The sequence below is a fragment of the Microvirga sp. RSM25 genome, assembly GCF_044784385.1.
GTDB classification, from domain to species: domain Bacteria; phylum Pseudomonadota; class Alphaproteobacteria; order Rhizobiales; family Beijerinckiaceae; genus Microvirga; species Microvirga tunisiensis.
The window spans coordinates 4,069,128-4,089,067 of record NZ_CP173039.1; the positions used below are offsets into that span (position 1 = coordinate 4,069,128).

Below are 19,940 nucleotides of genomic sequence, written 5' to 3' on the forward strand. Positions count from 1 at the left end.
GTTTGTCCCTCCACCCTACAGCCCGAGCAATTAGGGACGGGGGCGGGGACTTCAAGGCTTGGCTGTTTGTGTCATGATGCTGCCCGTTCCGTGGCAGCGCTCCCGGATCATGCCGTGGTCTGGGCACTCATTTCAGCAACGTATTTGATGCGCGCTGCGCTGTCGGGCTCCAAGCCCTTTTCCGTACACCACTTCGCGAAGGTATCGGGTTCGATCATGATGCGCGAGATCTGAAGACCGGCTTGGCGGCCGACATTCTCGTTGTTCTCGGCCGCTGCCAGCCAGGAATCGTAGGTCGAGGCAAGATTGTGCCGGTCGGTCATCATATCGCGGATGCGGAGATAATCCTCTCGGTTGTACCAGGGCAGGCCGATCCGGCGAGGCGGCGCATCCGTCATTCACAGTCTCCAGACAATGGGCACCGGGCCCGATTCATCACAGGGCTCGGTGCCGCAGCATTCCTTCAGCTCAACAGGTAGAACACCGCCGGCGCAGCCGTAAGGAGCCCGGCCGTCGTTAGCAGCATGAGCCGATGATCGGGATTCGCAATTCGATGAACCTTCCGCGCCGTGGAGCCGGCTTCCATGCTCCAGCCATTCATGCAGGAGCAGAGAAGGCGATGGGAGGCTCCCTCGGACAGTTCGAAGAACTCCATGGCATCCCCGAGCGTGTCACCCTTGAGGCCGGCAGCCCGCAGGACGGGATCCTCGAAGGCCACTGTGATGGGAGATTCGTCGGACCTCAGCTCCGGTCGCTTGTCCTTGGGGACGAACTCGATCTCACCCAGAGACCTCAAGCGCCGTTTCGGCTGGCGCTCCAACACTTCGGCCCAACGCTCGAGGCGTTCGCGCCGGGACAGGAAACCTTGCTTGAACTCATGCACTTCAGCGACGCTACGCAGCTTCTCTACAGGCTTGTGTTCCATAGGTATTCTCCTGCAAGGGAGCCGACCCTCGAAACCAGGGCCGAGCCCAGGGGAACCTATGATTGCGTGAATCCCTGGCTTTTTTGCGTCAAACGAGCGCATCGTGCGGAAAAGTGGATTTGGTTTTCCGCTCGAAACGATGCGCTCTTCAAAGAGTGGAGCATCGGAATGGATCCCAAAAGTGGGGCGCACTTTCGGGTCCGATTCTCAAGCCCTCAGAAGAGCGTTTCGTGCGGGTGGGCCACGTGCTCCTGGAAGATTGCTCCGGTGGCCGGCTCTACCTCTTTCAGCACGACCGCATAGCCCCAAAGATTGGCCACCATCTGAAGGACCCGCTGGGCGTCGTCCTTGTGCAGCAGGGTCCGGTTGAGGACGTGATGGTGCAGGATCAGGCGCCGGTCCCCGGCGAGATCCACATCGATCACCTGGATGTCGGGGTCGCTCCAGCCCACATCGTAATGGCGCGACAGTGAGCGCCGCAGGCGCCGGTAGCCCCGTTCGTCATGGATCGCCTCGATCATGAGCTCCGGCCGATCCGGATCGTCGACGAGATGGAACATGCGCCATTTCCGGATCAGGTGCGGGCTCAAGAATTGCGAGATGAAGCTCTCGTCACGGTAATTCGCCCACACGTCCCGCAGAACCGCCATGGCATCGCCGTTGCCCGCGATGTCGGGGAACCATTCCCGGTCTTCCGCCGTCGGCTTCGTGCAGATGCGCTCGATGTCCTGCATCATACCGAAGCCAAGCGCGTAAGGATTGATGCCGCCGTAGTGCGGATCGTCGAATTCGGGCTGCCGGGTCACGTTGGTGTGCGATTGCAGGAATTCGAGGAAGGCGCCGTCGCTGATCTGCCCTGTCTCGTGCAGGCGTGTCATGATGCGGTAATGGCAATAGGTGGCGCAGCCTTCGTTCATCACCTTGGTCTGACGCTGCGGATAGAAATACTGCGCGATCTGGCGCACGATGCGCAGGATCTCGCGCTGCCAGAGCTGCAGGCGCGGCGCGGACTTTTCGAGAAAGTACAGGAGATTTTCCTGCGGCAGTTCGAGAAGCGCGCGGCGGCGCTCCTCGCTCAATTGCGGCTTGGCGGCAGTTCCCTTGGTCGGCACCGTGCGCCACAGGTCGTTGAAGGTCTGCTCCTGATGAAGCTGGCGCTCCCGTTCCCGGCGCTCCTCCGAGCGCAGGTCGGGCCGCTTCTTGCGTGGATAGCGGTGAACGCCGTGGGACATCAGGGCATGGGCGGCATCGAGCATACGCTCCACGGCCGCATGCCCGTAACGCTCCTCGCAGCGCGTGATGTAGCCCTTGGCGAACTCAAGATAGTCGAGGATCCCATCGGCGTCGGTCCATTCCTTGAACAGGTAGTTGTTCTTGAAGAAATGGTTATGGCCGTAAGCCGCATGGGCGATCACGAGGGTCTGCATCGTCGCCGTGTTCTCCTCCATGATATAGGAGATGCACGGGTTCGAGTTGATGACGATCTCGTAGGCGAGGCCCATGAGCCCCTGGCGGTAGCTCGATTCATGCAGGGCAAAGCGCTTGCCGAAGGACCAGTGCTTGTAGAACAGGGGCATGCCGATGGAGGCATAGGCATCGAGCATCTGCTCGGCGGTGATCACCTCGATCTGGTTGGGATAGACGTCGAGTCCCAGCTCGCCGACGCCGATGGCCTCGACGGCATCATGAATGCGCTGGATCGTCCCGAAATCCCAATCCGGTCCATGGAAGAGCAGGTTGTCTTGCTCAATCACGCTCATGGAACTCTCACCCCGGCTTCCGCTTCGCGCCGGCGGAAGAGTTCGCGGAAGACGGGATAGATCTCTCGGCGGTGGTTCACCTTGCGCATGGCGAGATTGGCCCCCTCCTCCTGGAGCGTCTCATAGGTCTGCCACAGAGACGTCTTGTGATTGATGAACCCGGTCTGCATCCGGTCGCTGTCGCTGCCGACTTCGAGATAGGCATAATACTGGCAAACCGGCAGGATCACGTCGCGCAGCAGGGTCGCGCTGGTGGTGCCATCATTGGGTGAATTGTCGCCGTCGGAGGCCTGGGCCGCATAGATGTTCCACGCATCCGGCGAATAGCGCTCTTCCACGATCCGTTGCATCTCCCGCAAGGCCGAGGACACCACCGTTCCGCCGGTCTCTGGGCTGTTGAAGAAGGTCTCCTCGTCCACCTCCTTGGCCTCATGCGTGTGGCGGATGAAGACGATCTCCACGTGCTTGTAGCGCCGCGTCAGGAAGATGTAGAGCAGCATGTAGAAGCGTTTGGCGAGGTCCTTCATATGCTCGGTCATGGAACCGGACACGTCCATGAGGCAGAACATCACCGCCTGGGCGACGGGCTTCGCGACCGGCTCGAAGCGGCGATAGCGCAGATCGATGGGATCGATGTAAGGGAAGCGTTTGGTGCGCAGTTGCAGCTGTTCGAGTTCGAGCCGCAGCGCGGCCAGGCGCTCTGACGGCCCCTCCTGCTCCTCGAGACGATCGATCTCTTCCTGAAGGCGGAGCAGGTCCTCGGATTTAGGCCGCCGCATGGCGATACGGCGGGACAAGGCGTTGCGCATGGAGCGCAACAGGGCAAGGTTTACGGGAGAACCGGTAACCGTATAGCCTGCCCGGCGGAGCCCTTGCGTCTCCACCGTCGCGACGCGCCGCTTTGCCAAATCGGGCAGTTCCAGGTCGTCGAGGAAAAGATCGAGAAACTCGTCGCGGGTCAGGACGAAGCGGAAATCGTCCTCGCCCTCTCCGTTGTCACCGCCGGCCGCACTACCGCCACCGCCGGGCGGCCGGTCGACGGTGTCGCCTTCCACGAAGCGCTTGTTGCCGGGAAGGATGTGATCATGCACCCCGCCCTCGCCGGACCGCCGGAAGCTGGGCTCTCGAACACCGTCGGCCGGGATCGAGACCTCCCCTCCCCGTTCGAGATCGGTGATGTCCCGATCGCCTGCAGTCTGGCGTACGGCCCTCTGAATCTGCGCCTTGGCTCGGCGAAGAAAACGTTGGCGGTTGGCCAGACTCTTGCCCCCTGGGTTGAGGCGCCGGTCGATGATGTACATAGGAACGCCTGATCTGCCTCCGTCCTCTGTCAGCCCGCCTGCTTCACACGCATGTACCACTCCACCAGGCGCCGTACCTGACGCTCGGTGTAGCCGCGCTCCATCATCCGCAGCACGAACTCGCCGTGCTTCTTCTCGGTCTCGCTGTCCTTCTTGGAGCCGAAGCTGATCACGGGCAGCAATTCCTCGACCTGCGAGAACATGCGGCGCTCGATCACGTCGCGGATCTTCTCATAGCTCGTCCAGGACGGGTTGCGGCCATGATTGCCGGCCCTGGCGCGAAGCGAGAACTTCACCACCTCGTTGCGGAAATCCTTTGGATTGGCGATGCCTGCCGGCTTCTCGATCTTGGTCAGCTCCTGGTTCAGGAGCTCCCGGTTCAGGAGCTGGCCGGTATCGGGGTCCTTGAAGTCCTGATCCTCGATCCAGGCATCGGCATAGGCTACGTAGCGGTCGAAGAGATTCTGGCCGTAATCGTGGTAGGATTCGAGATAGGCCTTCTGGATCTCGTGGCCGATGAAATCGGCATAGCGCGGGGCCAGCTCGGCCTTGATGAACTCCAGATACCGCCGCTCCACATCCTGGGGCAGCTGCTCGCGCCGCAGGGATTGTTCGAGCACGTACATCAGATGGACCGGATCGGCCGCAACCTCGATGGTGTCGTGGTTGAAGGTGGCAGAGAGAACCTTGAAGGCAAAGCGGGTCGAGACACCGTCCATGCCTTCGTCGACGCCGGCGGAATCCTTGTATTCCTGCAGGCTACGCGCACGGGGATCGACCTCGCGCAGACTCTCACCGTCATAGACCCGCATCTTAGAGTAGAAATTCGAGTTCTCGTGCGCCCGGAGCCGCGACAGAACCGAGAACCGTGCCAGCATTTCCAGCGTAGCTGGAGCGCAGGGCGAACCCGCAAGCTCCGAGCCGCGGATCAGCTTCTCGTAGATCTTCTGCTCTTCCGTGACCCGCAGGCAATAAGGCACTTTGATCACGTAGATGCGATCAATGAAGGCCTCGTTGTTCTTGTTGGCCCGGAAAGTCTGCCATTCCGCCTCGTTGGAATGGGCCAGAATGATGCCGGTGAATGGTATGGACCCGATATTCTCCGTGCCGACGTAGTTCCCCTCCTGTGTAGCCGTCAAAAGGGGATGAAGCATCTTGATCGGCGCCTTGAACATCTCGACGAATTCGAGAATGCCCTGGTTGGCGCGGTTCAGGCCGCCGGAATAGCTGTAGGCATCGGGATCGGCCTGGGACAGAGTCTCGAGCTTGCGGATGTCGACCTTGCCGACGAGGGACGAAATATCCTGGTTGTTCTCGTCGCCCGGCTCCGTCTTGGCAACGGCGATCTGCCGCATGCGGGACGGATTGATCTTCACCACACGGAATTTGGAAATGTCGCCCCGGAACTCATCGAGCCGCTTGATGGCCCAAGGACTCAGAAGATTGGTCAGGCGCCGTTGGGGAATGCCATAGCGCTCCTCCAGCACGGAACCCATATGTTCCGGGTCGAAGAGCCCGAGCGGACTCTCGAAGACCGGGCTGATCTCGTCGCCCGCCTTCAGAACATAGATGGGATTAACCTCCATCAGAGATTTCAGGCGCTCGGCGAGGGAGGACTTGCCGCCGCCGACGGGGCCCAGCAGGTAGAGGATCTGCTTGCGTTCTTCCAGGCCTTGAGCGGCGTGGCGGAAGAAGCTCACGATCATCTCGATCGTCTCTTCCATTCCGTAGAATTCGGAAAAGGCCGGATAAACCCGGATCGTGCGGTTCATGAAGATGCGGCCGAGGCGCGCGTCCTTTGACGTATCGACAAGCTGGGGCTCGCCGATGGCTGCCAAGATGCGCTCGGGAGCGCTCGCATACATCATGGGATCGTTGCGGCACCCTTCCAGGTAGTCCGCCAGGGACATCTCCGCCTCGCGGCGGTTTTCATAGGTCTTCAAGAAACTCGAGAACAGGTCGTCGGAATGAAGCATGGCGCCACCGAAATCCAATCCCTCTCAGAGACAACTATTGTGCACCGCTAAGGTTGCCCAGACCATGCGATACTATGATGCGGTCGAAATGATGCGGCGTACTCCTTTTGTCATAGCGGAGAAAAAGCAGGTCGCGACAGGCTCGGTTCTGTTCGGGTTGAACCGTGCGACTTGAAAATATGCCCGCCCTCAACAACTAGCCTCGCGGATTGCGGGCATGACAGCAAGTTAAAGTTGCTCACAGATACTCGAAATCCACTGTGCCGCATTGCCGCCTACGCATGATGTGATGGTCTGCTGCGGGGGGCCGCAAGGCTTTCACCGGCAGGCAATCCATCAATTGAGCGTTACCATCATTAAATCGCGGCGGTTCTTAACCAAGGCTGAATCCGCCTAAGCGTCCATGGGATAAGCGGGTTCCAAGCCCCTTGCCGGCTCATCTCCTCGAACAAACATCCCGATCATCGGTTGACGCGGGTCCGATCGAACCTATCGTCTGTTGCGCTTGAGTGCTCAGCAGGGTTCTCGCGCTGTGGCAGGCCCCTGCTCCTTCCCACGACCGACAATTCGGAGAACTTTCCCGTGATCAAAGCTTTCGGCTACGCCGCCCAGGATGCGGCCACCCCTCTGGCCCCCTTCAGCTTCGAGCGTCGGGACCCCCGCGAATCCGACGTTCAGATCGAGATTCTTTTCTGCGGCGTCTGCCACTCCGATCTGCACACCGCCCGTGCAGAATGGGGTGGCACTCTCTATCCCTGTGTGCCAGGGCACGAGATCGTCGGCCGCGTCACACGCGTCGGACCGGGTGTGCAGAAGTTCAAGGAGGGCGATCTTGTCGGAGTCGGCTGCATGGTAGATTCCTGCCGCACCTGCCGCAGCTGTCGCGAGGGCCTGGAGCAGTACTGCGAGGTCGGCTTCACCGGCACCTACAACGGTCCGGAGCAGGACACAGGCGCCAATACCTATGGCGGCTATTCGAACACCGTCGTCGTCGATGAGAGCTTTGTCCTGAAGGTGCCGGAGGGAATGGATCTGGCCGCTGCAGCGCCTCTTTTATGTGCAGGGATTACCACCTTTTCCCCCCTGCGCCGCTGGCGCGTGCAGCCCGGCCACAAGGTGGGCGTAGTCGGCCTCGGCGGCCTCGGCCATATGGCCGTCAAGCTCGCCCGGGCCATGGGAGCGCATGTGGTGCTGTTCACCACCTCGCCCAACAAGCGGGAGGACGCACTCGCCCTCGGCGCGCATGAGGTGGTAGTGTCCAAGGATCCGGATGCCATGAGCGCGCACCGGAACAGCTTCGACTTCATTCTCGACACCGTTGCCGCGCCGCACGACCTTGACAGCTACCTCGTACTTCTTGCCCGCGACGGGGCCATGGTGCTGGTGGGCGCTCCGGCCGAGCCGCACCCTGCCACGACGGTGTTCAACCTGATCATGAAGCGACGCCAGCTCGCCGGCTCTCTGATCGGTGGCATCGCCGAGACGCAGGAAATGCTCGATTTCTGCGCCCAGCACGGCATCACCGCGGAGATCGAGATCATCCCGATCCAGCAGATCAACGAAGCCTATGAACGGATGCTCAAGAGCGATGTGAAGTACCGCTTCGTCATCGACATGGCGTCGCTGAATCAGGAGGCCGCGGCGTAAGCCTCACGGCACGCTTTCGATGCTGGTCTATGGGGATGTCGAGCACACCGAGACGGTAGGAGCCAAGCAGGCTTCCATCCGGGACGTCCTGTCGGAGATCCATTCCATGCCGCCCGGAATCGAGCGGCATGGAACGCTTGTGACGGCGTTCATCGGTACCGGCGAACTCGTCCAGGGCATGATCGACGCCGAGTTTCAGGTGCGCGGCTTCGATACGCTCTCCGACGTCCATCAAAATGGCATGGAATGCCTCTCCCTTCTTGCCTCTGCCATCGAGCGATCATGGCGAAGCGAGTTCAAGGAAGGCTCCTTGCCGCAGGATTTCCTCGAAAAGCTCCTCAGTTTCGATCCATCCCGTACAATCTGCACCAGGCAGGCGGAAGGCTATGCCTTCTACGCTCTCTATCCGGAATGCTATCTGGAAGCGGCCAAGGCTTCGGGTTTGGGCGCGAATACCCGGGTCATCGGCATCCGCAGCATCGGCACGGGCCTCAGCACCCTCGTCGCCGCCGCCATCGGCGCTCCGGCCCCTTTCACGCTTCGCCCGATCGGTCATCCTTTCAAGCGCGAGGTGAAGGTCGATCCGACACTTACGAAGACGCTGGCGGCAGACCGGGACGGGTCCTTCGCCATCGTCGACGAGGGGCCCGGCCTATCCGGCAGCTCGTTCGGGGCTGTGGCCGACTGGCTCGAAGAGGCCGGTGTGGCGCGCCAGAGGATTCATTTCTTCCCAAGCCACGATGGCCCGCTCGGACCCCAGGCCGGCACCCGCCATCGGGAGCGATGGAGCAGCGCTCCACGCCACATCCATACCATGGATGACCTCCTGCTTCGCGAATTGCCCCCTCACCATCTTGCCGCCTGGGTGGAAGACCTGATCGGCCCGCTGGACGGACCGCTCGAAGACCTTTCGGGCGGGGCATGGCGTTGGCATCGTTATCAGGACGAGGCGAGTTGGCCGCCGTCCAATCTCCAGCAGGAGCGCCGGAAATTCCTGGTGTCGACCGATGGCGCGCCGTGGCTGGTGAAATTTGCAGGCTTGGGGGAGACCGGCACCAGGAAGCTCTGGATGGCCCGGTACCTGCACGAGGCAGGCTTCGCGCCGGAAGTCGCGGGCTACCGCCATGGCTTTCTCGTGCACCGCTGGCATGAAGATGCGAGAAGCCTCGACCAGGTAGCTTTCGATCGCGATCAACTTATCGATCAGGTCGGAGCGTATCTGGGCTTTCGCGGCCGTCATTGTCCCGCAGCCGGGCATCAGGGCGCATCCTTGGGCGGGTTGCGCCACATGGCTGTCTACAACACCCGGCAGGCTCTAGGAGACGAGGCAGGATCGATCCTGGACCAATCCTTGCCGCATCCAGACAATCTGGATGGCAATGTACGCCGGGTCTGGACCGACAACCGGATGCATGCATGGGAGTGGCTGGTTTGCGGCGACCGCCTCATCAAGACCGACGCGCTGGATCACAGCGCAGCCCATGACCTGATCGGACATCAGGACATCGGCTGGGACATTGCCGGAGCCATCGTCGAGTTGGGTCTCTCGGAGGAGGAAGCCACCCGGCTTTGCACCATCGTCGAGCGGACGAGCGGTCACCCCGTTTCCCGCGAACTGCTGGCCTTCCTGCTCCCCTGCTATTGCGCCTTTCAAATGGGCGCTCACCTGATGGCTGCAGCCGCGCTTGAAGGAGGGGAAGAGACCCGTCTGCGCAAGGCAGCCGATCGCTACGGCCGCCTTCTGCGGCGGCACGAGGCCTGAATCCTAGCGCATCCTGCGGACAAGCGGCCCCGGCCTCCTGCCAAACGACGGACCATTGAAGGGATTGAGCACCGGACGGATCCCAGGAGCGGCGTCCTCTTTGGTTTGGGGCTCCGGCAGGAACAAGGGAAAGTTCCTGCCCGTTAACGGCCAAGTCAGCACTTCAGCGGTGGCGGGACGTTTCACCCGTCCGGATTGGTCCTTGCATGTTCTCCGAGACAGGGCGGCTTTTGAAGGCGGCATTCGCAGGCTGGTGGAACGACCGCGCCATGAGCCTTGGCGCCTCCATCGCCTTCTTCACCGTCTTCTCCCTTGCCCCCATGCTGCTCGCTGCCATTGCCGTTGCAGGGCTGGCCTTCGGGCGGGAAGCGGCCCAGGGTGCCATCGTTGGCGAACTCGGCGGCCTGATCGGGACCAATGAGGCGTCCGCCCTTGAAGCGATGATCGCCAGCGCCAGCAATGTGGGCTCCGGCATCCTCGGCACCGCGATCGGCATCGTGACCTTTCTTCTGCTGGTCACCGGAGCCGTAGTGGAACTGCAGGACAACCTGAACATCATCTGGAAGGCAAAGCCGCCGGCGAATTTCGGCATCCTGAGCTTCGTCCGCACCAGGCTCGTCAGCCTCGCTCTGGTGCTGGGAATCGGCTTTCTGCTGCTGGTGTCGCTCGTCATCGATACAGGCCTGACGGCCGTCGGACATTATCTCGAGGCGAATTTCTCGGGAGCCACCATCATCCTGCGCTTCCTGAACAGCCTCGTCGCCTTCGCGGTCGCGACCCTGCTGTTCGCGATGATGTTCAAGCTCCTGCCGGCCGTGGACCTGCGATGGAGCGATGTGTGGACCGGCTCACTGGTCACCGCGCTCCTGTTCACCCTCGGCAAGTTTCTGATCGGGTATTATCTCGGCAAGAGCAACGTCGCGTCGAGCTACGGTGCCGCCGCCTCCATCATCACGATCCTGCTCTGGATCTATTATTCGTCCCTGATCCTGCTCTTCGGCGCCGAATTCACGAAGGCCTATGCCGAGAGCCGCGGGAGCCTGGGCGCGGGGCAGACCACGGAGCCTCAACAAGAAACGAGCCAGGAGATCCCGGCTCGCTCCCCGTAAGCGATGGCTTGAGGCCTATTCGGCCGCCTGCCCCATTGCCGGGGCGGTCGGGACACCGCGCATGCCTCCCAAAACCTCCTCGGCCGAGGCCTTGTAGTTCTTCACGGAACTCGTCCACTGTCCCCAGACGTTCGGGTCGATCCTGTCGCCGTTCCTGCCGAGGTTCTGCAGGCGGCGCTTGTCCTCGTCGGTCAGGACCTGCTTCGGCAGCGGCGGGAGATTTTTCACGTCATCGGCTGTAATGCCGAGGATGTTCCCGACGCGGGTGCCGTAATCGTCATGCACCATCAGGAAGTGCCACACCATGCGCTCCTGCACGTCACGCTCGCACTGACCCAGCAGCGTGCCCATGTTGAGGACGAGATCGTCGCGCTCCCAATCCATCATGGTGCAGTAGCGCCCCCTGGCATGGATATAATCGTTGCGCCGCTCGATCACGCTGCGGGTCAGCCGTCCACGGATCTCGGGCGGGTTGTTGGGTTCCTCGCGGGGCGACTCGTGCAGGCCGTTGTGGATCGACGGCTCAAAGTTCACGTGCGGGTTCTGCCCGGGCGCCAGATCGCGGCGGTAGGACATCTGCCCACCGTTCAGGTTGGTGGACACCTTGGCATTCTTGGCTTGGTTCACCGGCAGCTGCAGGTAGTTCGTGCCAACGCGATAGCGCTGCGTGTCGGAATAGGAGAAGGTGCGGCCCACCAGCATCTTGTCGTCGGAGAAGTCGAGCCCGTCCACGAGCACGCCGGTGCCCATGGCGATCTGCTCGTTCTCATTGAAGTGATCCTCCACATTGCGGTTCAGGGTCATGACGCCTACGTGCCGCAGCGGGAAATCCTTTTCCGGCCAGATCTTGGTGTCGTCCAGCGGATCCCAGTCGAGTTCCGGATGATCGTGGTCTTCCATAATCTGCACGGACATGTCCCACTGGGGATACTCGCCACGCTCGATCGCCTCATAGAGGTCCTTGGAAGCCGAGCCGAGATCCTGCCCCTGCACCTTGGCCGCCTCCTCCGCTGTCAGACTGGCCAACCCGCAGCGTGGATGGAAGTGGTACTTGACCAGGAAGGTGCCTCCTTCCGCATTGACCATCTTGTAGGTGTTGACGCCGAACCCCTCCATGTGCCGGTAGCTCGCCGGGATTCCGCGCGGGCTGAACAGATGGGTCAGCATGTGCATGGATTCGGGCGTCTGGCTCATGAAGTCGAAGATACGGTTCGGCTCCTGGCGGAAAGTGATAGGATCCGGCTTCAGGGAGTGGATGACATCTGGAAACTTGATGGCATCGCGAATGAAGAAAACTGCCAGGTTGTTACCAACCAGATCCCAATTGCCATCCTCCGTGTAGAACTTCACCGCAAAGCCGCGCGGATCGCGCGCAACCTCCGAGGAATCGCGCCCGCCGATCACGGTCGAGAAGCGGATGGCGAGCGGCGTCTTCTTGCCGGCGGTCTGGAACAGCTTGGCCCTTGTGTACTTGGAGGCCGGCTCGTCGCCGATCTTGCCGGTCACCTCAAGTTCGCCATAGCACACGAAACCGCGGGCATGGACGACGCGCTCAGGGATGCGCTCACGGTCGAAATGGGTGATCTTCTCGAGGAATTGATAATTCTCCAGCGTGGCCGGGCCGCGACTGCCCACAGTGCGCTGGGACTGGTTGTCGGCGATGGGATGACCCTGTCTGTTCGTCAGGACCCGATCGGACGTTCCCGACGGTGCGTTAGGGTTCTTGGCCATGGCGATCTCCCTTGAATGACCGGATGATTGCAACGCGCCCCCAACGAGATCGTAAGGACTTACGGCAATCAGCACCAATCGATAATCTTGCGATGCATGATCAGATTATCTGATTGAGAGCTGCTCGCAGAAGGGAGCGTGTTTGCGGAGGCAACATCCGTAAACGGCAATGGTTGCGCGTCTCATCCAGATGTGGCGCGGGAACCGGTTAGATGCGGTTCAGGCCAAGTAGTCGGTATTCTCAAGGACGCTCGGGCGGGTCCATCGCCATGGCTTGGACTGTTTGAGAACAGGCTCTCAGCGAAAGATGCGGTCACCCTGCTCGTCGATGATCTGCTTGCCCTTGGTAATCGCAAAATTGGCGGCCTCGTCCTTACTGGGATGCGTCTCGGCCCTCACGAAGCGGTGCTCCTTCATGCCGGCCTCGAAATCCTTTTCGATCATACCCGCTGTCTGGTATCCACCTTTGGCGGAATAAGGTGCCGGCCGGATCCGAAACCCCTTGTATTCCACGGCCTCGGCGGCGGGCTCCTCATGCTCGCCTGCACTGCCTCCGCCTGCTAGACGGTTCCAGAGGTCTTTTAAGATCGATGCCATTGCCACCACTGAACAAAGGTTGATTCGTGAAGCCGCAGCATAGCCGGGACAACGCAGAGGTGCGAATCCTCCGGGCCGCCCATCACGATCCGATGATTTGAGAGAGCCCCGCTTTCAAACGCCTTGACGCCAAGCCTCCCGCAGCCAACTCTGACCGCCTGGTCTAGCTCAAGAGACACAGGGGTCCATCATGAAACTTCCTCTGTTCGGATTATGTCTCTCCGGGGCGCTCCTAACCGGCGGCATCGCCTTCGCCCATCACGGATGGGGCAGCTATGATGCGGCCCGCCTCATGACGATCACCGGCAATGTCGAGCGGGCCGACTGGGAGAATCCCCACGTCATGCTGGTCGTGCCCTCCCAGGGCAAAAACTGGGAAGCGGTGCTCGCGCCCCCGTTTCGCATGAGCGCACGCGGGCTCAATCCCGACATGATCAAGCCTGGAACGCAAGTCAGGCTCGAAGGCTATCCCTCTACTCGCGCGGCGACGGAAATGAGAGCCGAACGAATTATCGTGAGCGGCAAGACTTATGAACTGCGCTAGGCCACCATGTATCTCGATCTCCTTGCCGCACTGGAGAGCTCCTGGCTCGGCCATGCGGGACGTCATTCCGCCTGGCTCTACACAATCGCGAATCTGCTGCATGTGCTGGGAGCAGCCTTCGTCGTCGGCGGCATCGCGGTCTTCGACCTGAAGGTTCTGGCAGAGCACGGAAAGCACGCATGGCAGGTCGGGCGCTATGCCATTCCCCTGGCTGCCGCCGGTCTCGCGCTTCAGATTCCAACCGGAACGCTCCTCCTCGCGGTGGAGGCCCGTGCGCTCGGAGTGAACCCGGCTTTCTACCTGAAGCTCGCCTGCATTGCCCTGGGGCTCATCAACGTCGCCCTCTTTCACGCCCGCTTCGGAACGGCCCTGCGCGCAGGCGCCTTGCCGCCGGAAGCCCGTGTCTATGCCCTTGTCTCCCTCGTCGCCTGGATCGTCGCGCTCTTGGCAGGACGAATGATCGCCTATTTGTAGCTTGGCACGTGGCTTTCATTCATTCGATCATCCGCCCTTTCAGTGAGGTCCTTCATGCGCTTGTGGCTGGCGCTTTGCGGAATTGCCCTCTGCTGCGGCACCGCCTGGGCCAATCCGGGAGCGTCAACGGAGACCGTCGAGCAGGCCCTGTGCCGATTGATCGAGGGAGCCGCACGCACCCAGCAGATTCCACACGATCTGCTCACCAAGCTGATATGGCAGGAAAGCTCGTTTCGCCCGCGCGTCGTCAGTCCGGCGGGCGCGCAGGGCATCGCTCAGTTCATGCCGGGCACGGCCCGGGAACGGGGCTTGGCCGATCCGTTCGACCCCGAGCAGGCCATTCCAAAGGCCGCTGAATTCATCGCCCATCTGGCAGAGCAATTCGGCAATCTCGGGCTTGCGGCGGCCGCCTATAACGGAGGGCCCGCACGGGTGACGTCCTGGCTCGCAGGCCAGGGAGCATTGCCTGCCGAGACCAGGAATTACGTGATCGCGGTAACGGGCCGATCCGCCGAGGAATGGGCAGCCGATGCCAAGGAGCAGAGAAATGCCGGCACCCGGAGTTCATCCGGGCAAAGCTGCCAGCAGATCGTCGCCACGCTCCGTATCCCCGGGCGTGGCGAGACCCTCGAAGCGCCCTTTGCACCCTGGGGTGTTCAGCTTGCTGGCAACTTCTCGAAAGACCGAGCTCTCGCCACGTTCAGGCGCACGAGCCAAGCCTATGCTTCGCTCCTGAAGGATGTGCGGCCGATGATCATCGGGACACGGCTGCGCTATCGCGGCACACGCACCTTCTATCGTGTCCGCGCACCGGCAGAAACGCGGCAAGCGGCAGAGCAATTGTGCCGGAGCATTCGCACAGTTGGCGGCAGCTGCATCGTACTGCCGAGTTAAAAAAGCCTGCACACGCGAATGGTGCAGGCTTTTCTCAAAAGATTCTAAAGAGACCGAATGTCAGCGACGCTGGGGCCGGAGCGAACGAGCCAACTCGCGGATGACGTTGTCCTCGATGTTGAGGTTCAGATCGTTGTCATCGCCGGCGTCGTCATCGCTCAGATCCGCATCGACCGGAGCAGCGGGCCTCGACAGAACGCCCCGTTGAGGCTGCGCCGTTCTCTCGCTGGCTTGGGCAGGAGCGGCCGGTGGCGCATTGCGCTGTCCTGTCCCGGCTTCTGCCGAGGCACGAGCGGGTGCATGCGGAGTATAACCGCGTGGGGCGGAGTATCGATTTTCGAGCGTATCAAGCAGGCTGTTGAGAGCCGCGTTCGACATCGGAACATCGGGCGCCTGGGGTGCGCCTTCCAACGCGATGGACCGATTCTGATAGGCCACTTCCGTCGTTACATCCGGACCGAACCAGGACAGAGGACGGAAATCCCTGGCCTCTTCGTCGCTCTCGAACGGGACAGAGATCAGGTCCAAGGGCCCCGGCGTCACGAAGCGGACGATCTGAATGTCGCGCGTGCCGACAGTGAGATGGGTGAGCAGATAATCGAGCTTGCCGGGCGTGACATCGAGAAGCGCCTCGGCGTGAGCGCGCGGCACCTCCGTGCGCTCCTCGATCGGCCCGTTGGGTCCCGCATGAAGCAGAACGAGACTGCCCTTGTCGCCCTCCACAACCACGAAGGAGCTACGGTCAGCCTGGTTGGGGAAGTGGCCTTCCGTGACACGATTGCCTCCTCTGTCCTTGCGGATCAGACGCGCAAGCGAAGAAGCAATGAGATAACGCCGGGAAGTAACCATATTAAGTTCTCTACTAATGACGGAGCGCCACTCACCGGCTCGCAGAACTAGCAGCATTCATATTCAATAGAACGAAGTTGCAATTCATTTTTCCGCGCCGACAAGCATGGACTTGAACGCAACAATGTTTTGCCGCTGCAGGAGTTTGAGCCTGTAAGTACAAGTTCTCTTGGATGCCTATGATGGCGTTCCCATGGCAAAGTTCAATGGACAGAACAAAAAGCTGCCCGGGTTTTGTCGATAAAGTTAACGCTGGTTCGGAGTGCGATGCTGGCAGTGCGCTAGAATTCTGAGAACATGCACCACTGCATTTTAGCAGGATCGTCGATCGCACGAATTCAGCTATTACATAAATTAATGGCCACAGCATCTCGCAAATTGAGATGCTGTGGCCATGCGACGCGTAAGAGTAATTAAGTTACTCGCTCGACTTGGTCTTCGGCACGTAAGGGCCGTTTCCGTCAAAGGTGTAGGCTGTCTTCACCGTGGTGTAGAATTCCTGCGCATAGCGGCCCTGTTCGCGCGGGCCATAGGACGAGCTCTTCCGGCCGCCAAACGGCACATGATAGTCCACGCCTGCGGTTGGCAGGTTCACCATCACCATGCCGGCTTCCGCGTTGCGCTTGAAATGCGAAGCGTATTTCAAGCTCGTGGTGCAGATGCCGGACGACAGACCGAACGGCGTATCGTTGGCGAGTTCCAGTGCCTCGTCGTAATTCTTCGCGCGGGTCACGGTCGCCACCGGTCCGAAGATCTCTTCACGTGCCACACGCATCTGGTTGCTCACCTCTGTGAACAGCGCGGGCGCGAGATAGAAGCCGGGCGTGTCGCGCTTCAGAAGTTCGCCGCCGGCCACCAGCTTGGCGCCTTCCTCCTGTCCGATCCGGATGTACTTCAGATCCTGATCGAGCTGGCTCTGGTCGACCACCGGGCCGATATGCGTGCCCGCCTTCAAGGCGTCATCGATGACGAGCCCTTGCATCCGCTCCTGCATGGCGGCCACAAACCGGTCGTGAATGCCGTCCGTGACGATCAGACGCGAGGAGGCTGTGCAGCGCTGGCCGGTGGAGAAGAACGCGCTGTTGACGGCACATTCCACCGCTACCTTCAGGTCGGCGTCGTCGAGCACCACCATCGGGTTCTTGCCGCCCATCTCGAGCTGAACCTTCTTCATCGGATCGGCGGTGATGCAGGTCTGGGCAACCTTGCGACCCGTCGGCACGGATCCGGTAAAGGAGATGGCGGAGACCTTGGGGCTGTTCAGCATGGCCTCACCCACCACGGAGCCGCGGCCCATCACCAGGTTGAACACGCCCGCGGGGACACCGGCCCGGATGATGATCTCGGAGAGCGCATGGGCCGAACCCGGCACGAGGTCGGCAGGCTTGAACACCACCGTGTTGCCGTAAGCGAGCGCCGGCGCGATCTTCCATGACGGAATCGCGATGGGAAAGTTCCACGGCGTGATCAGGCCGACGACGCCCACCGGCTCGCGGGTGATCTCCACATCGACGAAGGGCCGCACGGACGGCACCTTCTCACCGGCCATCCGCAGGCATTCGCCGGAGAAGAAGAGGAAGATCTGTGCGGCACGAGTCACCTCGCCGATACCCTCGGGCAGGGTCTTGCCCTCCTCGCGCGAGAGCAGGCGGCCGAGTTCCTCCTTGCGGGCAAGAATCTCGTCACCAACGGCCTTGAGAATGTCGTGGCGCTGCTGGATCGAGGAACGCGACCAGGCCGGAAAGGCATCGTAAGCGGCGGCAATCGCGCGCTCGGCCTCGGCCACCGAAGCGCGGGCATACTCGCCGACCACGTCGTTGGTGTTCGATGGATTGATGTTCGCTGAGGCGTCTGACGCCGAGAGCCACTCGCCTGCAATATAGTTCTTTGTCATCGTTAACCTGCCTGTCTGGTGTTGATGAGGCCCCGTTGGGCCAGGTTGGACATGAGAGCGCTGATACCGAAGCTCCATGGCTCGCATTCGGAGCTCGGCTTCATGCGGTTCACCAGCGCCCCAAGCTTCGGAGCGGCAATGGTGACGATGTCGCCCCGCTTGTGCGTGAACCCCATGCCGGAATCGTCTCGATCCTGTGTGGGTGCGAACATCGTTCCAAGGAAGAGTACGAACCCATCCGGGTACTGATGGTGGGGACCGACGGTTTGAGCGACAAGGTCCTCAGGATCGCGGCTGATCTTCGTGATCGACGACGAGCCTTCGAGCTTGAACCCGTCCTCGCCTTCCACCGTCAGCGTTACATTGGTCTGGCGCACATCGTCGAGCGAAAAGGACTCGTCGAAGAACCGGACGAAAGGGCCGACCGAGCAGGATGCGTTGTTGTCTTTCGCCTTCGAGAGAAGCAGCGCGGAGCGCCCTTCGAAATCGCGCAGGTTCACATCGTTGCCGAGCGTGGCGCCGACGATCTTGCCTTGAGCGGTGACGATCACCACCACCTCAGGCTCGGGATTATTCCAGGTGGATTTGGGATGCAGGCCCGCATCCATGAAGGCTCCTACAGCCGAGAGAGTTGGGGCCTTGGTGAACACCTCCGCATCGGGACCGATTCCGACCTCGAGGTACTGGCTCCACGCTCCTTGAGCGACGAGAACGTCCTTTAGGGCCATGGCTTCGGGTGACCCGGGCCTGAGCCGGCTCAGATCGTCGCCCACGAGCCGCAGGACCTCGGCCCGAATGGCCGCTGCGGCACTGGCATCGCCCCGCGCCCGCTCCTCGATAACACGCTCCAGCATGGAGACCGCGAAGGTGACGCCAGCCGCCTTGATGACCTGAAGATCGATCGGAGCCAGAAGCCATGGCTTTGACCGATCCCGACTGTCCGGCGCGGTATTCCCCACGATCTCTTCGAGAGACCCGATTCTCTCGCCTCGAGCGGACCTCACCATGGCGGCTGGATTATCCATGGCGGCAAGCCCGCTCACCGTTGAACAGGTCGAGGAAATATCGAAGAGACCATCCTCCCGAACCACGACCACGGAAGGCCCGATGCCGGGGCGCCAGACGCGTCCGACAAGGGCTCCTTGGAACCCGTCGGCTGGCAGAATTCGGGCTATGTTCGTCGAAGACAGATGGTCCATCGGCTGGCGCTCGCTTTCCGTTTAGGGCCGTTTCCGCCCTCTTCCCTGAGCATCGCCCCAATGGGTCCAATGCTCCTTCTTTTGATGGGCGCATCGTGCGGAAAACCGGATCCCTTTTTCCGCACGATGCGCTCGTGCGCCCTTGATATAGCCACCAAGACGCGAGCGGCTATAGGTAAAATGACTTTCCGTGGCTTCGACCGGGGAAAGCTCGGAACAAACTTCGTCCGTCGTCCGTTGCGCAGCGCGGTTAAGAGGCCTCCATCCCTCGGAATCGGTGGGTGATCCACCTCTTGGACCGCATGAGGGTCCGTTCCCGTCGAAGGGGGAGTTAATCCGGCTTCGAAAGTGTGCTTTGTGCAGGCTGCGTGAAAGGAGTCCTATTCCATGGATGACAGCAAGCCTTCGAAACCAGCAAGCCTCAACTCGCCGTCCTATCGGCTGGCCGCAATGGACCAGGATTTTCTCCTGGGCGATTCCATGCGGGGCGTCCGGTTCATGCTGGAATACGCGAAAGCCGAGGAGAGCCTGCGCATCTGGGGCGTGCGCTCCACGATCGTCGTGTTCGGCAGCGCCCGCATCCGGGAGAACGGATCCGGAAAGCACCCGTTCTGGTACGAGCAGGCCCGCGCCTTCGGCGCCATCGCGTCACAGCGGGGCGGCGCCTTGACTGTTACCAGCGGCACTCGGGATAACGTGATCGCCACCGGCGGCGGCCCGGGCATCATGGAGGCGGCGAACAGGGGGGCGTCGGACGTGGGAGCCCCCTCCATCGGGTTCAACATCACCCTACCCCATGAGCAGGAACCCAATGCCTATTCGACCCCGGATCTGACCTTCCGCTTCCATTACTTCGCCATGCGCAAGATGCACCTGGCAATGCGGGCCAATGCCCTCGTGGTATTCCCTGGCGGGTTCGGAACCCTGGATGAATTGTTCGAGATCCTGACCCTTCGCCAGACCGGCAAGGCGCCTCCCCTGCCGATCGTCCTCTTCGACAAGGCCTATTGGCAATCGGTCATCAAGTTCGATGCCCTGCTCGAACATGGCATGGTGAGCGAGCACGACCGCAAACTCGTCAATTTTGCCGACAGCGCCGAGGACGTGTGGACCGCCCTCATTGAGAACGGTCTCGTCGTGCAGACTCTGGAAAGAGATTCCGAGCAGGATTTCTGATCGAGGCGGCCCTGTCGAATTGAGTTGACAAAACCGGAGGGTTGAATTGTGATCGGTCCCATGGGGATTGCGATCTCCCCACGAGGCGACATGCCCAAGCAT

17 protein-coding genes are annotated in these 19,940 nt (G+C 61.3%); 7 read left to right on the top strand and 10 right to left on the bottom strand.

The window, feature by feature from the left end:
* Positions 1 to 107: 107 nt before the first annotated feature.
* The 5 genes from ACD578_RS19305 to ACD578_RS19325 form a co-directional block, all read right to left on the bottom strand.
* Positions 108 to 398 (bottom strand): hypothetical protein, encoded by a 291-nt coding sequence (locus tag ACD578_RS19305; RefSeq protein WP_404287629.1) that lies wholly within the window; start codon positions 396 to 398, stop codon positions 108 to 110.
* 65 nt (positions 399 to 463) lie between these two features.
* Positions 464 to 925, bottom strand: a complete 462-nt coding sequence (locus ACD578_RS19310; RefSeq protein ID WP_152710219.1) for a hypothetical protein — start codon at positions 923 to 925, stop codon at positions 464 to 466.
* Between the two features lie 215 nt (positions 926 to 1,140).
* Positions 1,141 to 2,685, bottom strand: coding sequence for a SpoVR family protein (locus ACD578_RS19315; protein ID WP_404287631.1), 1,545 nt, complete (start codon positions 2,683 to 2,685; stop codon positions 1,141 to 1,143).
* Complete coding sequence (locus ACD578_RS19320) at positions 2,682 to 3,986, bottom strand: YeaH/YhbH family protein (RefSeq protein WP_404287634.1); 1,305 nt, start codon at positions 3,984 to 3,986, stop codon at positions 2,682 to 2,684. The genes ACD578_RS19315 and ACD578_RS19320 overlap by 4 nt, the downstream gene beginning before the upstream one ends.
* 29 nt (positions 3,987 to 4,015) lie before the next feature.
* A complete protein-coding gene (locus ACD578_RS19325; protein ID WP_152710222.1) occupies positions 4,016 to 5,962 on the bottom strand; it encodes a PrkA family serine protein kinase in 1,947 nt (648 codons plus the stop codon).
* A 582-nt stretch (positions 5,963 to 6,544) separates the two neighbouring features.
* Between ACD578_RS19325 and ACD578_RS19330 the strand changes: the two genes are divergently transcribed.
* The 3 genes from ACD578_RS19330 to ACD578_RS19340 all read left to right on the top strand — a co-directional run bounded on the left by ACD578_RS19330 (position 6,545) and on the right by ACD578_RS19340 (position 10,480).
* Positions 6,545 to 7,609: an NAD(P)-dependent alcohol dehydrogenase gene (locus ACD578_RS19330; RefSeq protein WP_404287638.1), complete on the top strand. Its 1,065-nt coding sequence runs from the start codon at positions 6,545 to 6,547 to the stop codon at positions 7,607 to 7,609.
* A gap of 19 nt (positions 7,610 to 7,628) precedes the next feature.
* On the top strand, positions 7,629 to 9,371 hold the full coding sequence (locus ACD578_RS19335) for a hypothetical protein (protein WP_404287640.1): 1,743 nt from the start codon (positions 7,629 to 7,631) through the stop codon (positions 9,369 to 9,371).
* Between the two features lie 206 nt (positions 9,372 to 9,577).
* Positions 9,578 to 10,480 (top strand): YihY/virulence factor BrkB family protein, encoded by a 903-nt coding sequence (locus ACD578_RS19340; RefSeq protein ID WP_404287642.1) that lies wholly within the window; start codon positions 9,578 to 9,580, stop codon positions 10,478 to 10,480.
* A gap of 15 nt (positions 10,481 to 10,495) precedes the next feature.
* Here ACD578_RS19340 and ACD578_RS19345 read toward each other — a convergent pair whose 3' ends face one another.
* Both ACD578_RS19345 and ACD578_RS19350 read right to left on the bottom strand, forming a co-directional pair.
* Complete coding sequence (locus ACD578_RS19345) at positions 10,496 to 12,211, bottom strand: catalase (RefSeq protein WP_404287644.1); 1,716 nt, start codon at positions 12,209 to 12,211, stop codon at positions 10,496 to 10,498.
* 297 nt (positions 12,212 to 12,508) lie between these two features.
* Positions 12,509 to 12,808: an HlyU family transcriptional regulator gene (locus tag ACD578_RS19350; RefSeq protein ID WP_404287646.1), complete on the bottom strand. Its 300-nt coding sequence runs from the start codon at positions 12,806 to 12,808 to the stop codon at positions 12,509 to 12,511.
* 190 nt (positions 12,809 to 12,998) lie between these two features.
* Here ACD578_RS19350 and ACD578_RS19355 point away from each other — a divergent pair, with 190 nt between their 5' ends.
* From ACD578_RS19355 to ACD578_RS19365, 3 genes are read left to right on the top strand one after another with little or no spacing between them, the layout of a single operon-like run.
* Positions 12,999 to 13,352 carry a DUF6152 family protein gene (locus ACD578_RS19355; RefSeq protein WP_404287648.1) on the top strand — a complete coding sequence of 118 codons (354 nt, stop codon included), beginning with the start codon at positions 12,999 to 13,001 and terminating at the stop codon, positions 13,350 to 13,352.
* Positions 13,353 to 13,358: 6 nt separating this feature from the next.
* Positions 13,359 to 13,826, top strand: a complete 468-nt coding sequence (locus ACD578_RS19360) for a hypothetical protein (protein ID WP_404287650.1) — start codon at positions 13,359 to 13,361, stop codon at positions 13,824 to 13,826.
* 54 nt (positions 13,827 to 13,880) lie between these two features.
* The gene (locus ACD578_RS19365) at positions 13,881 to 14,720 is read left to right on the top strand and encodes a lytic transglycosylase domain-containing protein (protein WP_404287652.1); all 840 of its coding nucleotides are present in this window, start codon (positions 13,881 to 13,883) and stop codon (positions 14,718 to 14,720) included.
* Positions 14,721 to 14,780: 60 nt separating this feature from the next.
* On the opposite strand, the gene ACD578_RS19370 is transcribed toward ACD578_RS19365, so the two are convergent.
* The 3 genes from ACD578_RS19370 to ACD578_RS19380 form a co-directional block, all read right to left on the bottom strand.
* Positions 14,781 to 15,569 (bottom strand): hypothetical protein, encoded by a 789-nt coding sequence (locus tag ACD578_RS19370; RefSeq protein ID WP_404287654.1) that lies wholly within the window; start codon positions 15,567 to 15,569, stop codon positions 14,781 to 14,783.
* Positions 15,570 to 15,987: 418 nt separating this feature from the next.
* Positions 15,988 to 17,463 carry an aldehyde dehydrogenase family protein gene (locus ACD578_RS19375; RefSeq protein ID WP_404287656.1) on the bottom strand — a complete coding sequence of 492 codons (1,476 nt, stop codon included), beginning with the start codon at positions 17,461 to 17,463 and terminating at the stop codon, positions 15,988 to 15,990.
* Between the two features lie 2 nt (positions 17,464 to 17,465).
* Entirely contained in the window at positions 17,466 to 18,662 is a 1,197-nt protein-coding gene (locus tag ACD578_RS19380) for a fumarylacetoacetate hydrolase family protein (RefSeq protein ID WP_404287658.1), read from the bottom strand.
* Positions 18,663 to 19,049: 387 nt separating this feature from the next.
* Between ACD578_RS19380 and ACD578_RS19385 the strand changes: the two genes are divergently transcribed.
* Complete coding sequence (locus tag ACD578_RS19385; RefSeq protein ID WP_404287660.1) at positions 19,050 to 19,838, top strand: TIGR00730 family Rossman fold protein; 789 nt, start codon at positions 19,050 to 19,052, stop codon at positions 19,836 to 19,838.
* The last annotated feature ends 102 nt before the right edge of the window (positions 19,839 to 19,940 follow it).